Here is a 611-nt window from a genome sequence, read left to right on the forward strand (position 1 = left end):
TCGTAGCGATAATGCCAGCGAGAACCATCCGGAGTTTCACAGTGGGTGAGCTGGTTTTGGCTGTCCCAACGGTAGCGCCAGATTTGCGGGCGGAAGCCGTCACGGTGTTCGGTTTTTTCCACCAGACGCCCGTTATCATCATAGCGATAGCGGATATCTCCTTGCTGCACCACCCGCCCGGCTTTCTGACGCTGCGTAATTTGCTCCATAGCACCGTAGGCGTCGACAGGCAGATGTTGACTCAGGTTGCCGTTGGCATCATAGCTAAATTGTTCTTCATGCGGACGTGTACCCTCGAACAAAGTATGCAGTATTTGGTCGTTGGCATTGTAACGGTAGCGGGTTTGCCCCCAGCGGCTGTCGTCAATCACCCGCACATTATGAGCACGGTCATATTGCCAGCTCCGGTTGACCGCAGAGGCTTGCGGCGGAAAATATGGGTCATTTTGTGCCAGCGTTTCCCTGAAAAATGGGGTGGCCTGTCCCGCCGACTGATGTGCCAGCAATCCGGTCGCGGTGTAGCGGCTGACAAGGATAAACCCGTTGGCACTTTCACGTACTGTTTCCCGTCCCAGTACATCATGCTGGAAGGTCAGTGGCGCATGTTGGTT

1 protein-coding gene is annotated in these 611 nt (G+C 55.0%); it reads right to left on the reverse strand.

The annotated features are described in order from the left end of the window. On the reverse strand, positions 1-611 hold a 611-nt coding region (locus FE394_RS16755), incomplete at both ends, for an RHS repeat domain-containing protein (RefSeq protein ID WP_419836357.1).

The sequence above is a fragment of the Xenorhabdus littoralis genome, assembly GCF_033949345.1.
In the GTDB taxonomy this organism is placed as follows: Bacteria; Pseudomonadota; Gammaproteobacteria; order Enterobacterales; family Enterobacteriaceae; genus Xenorhabdus; species Xenorhabdus littoralis.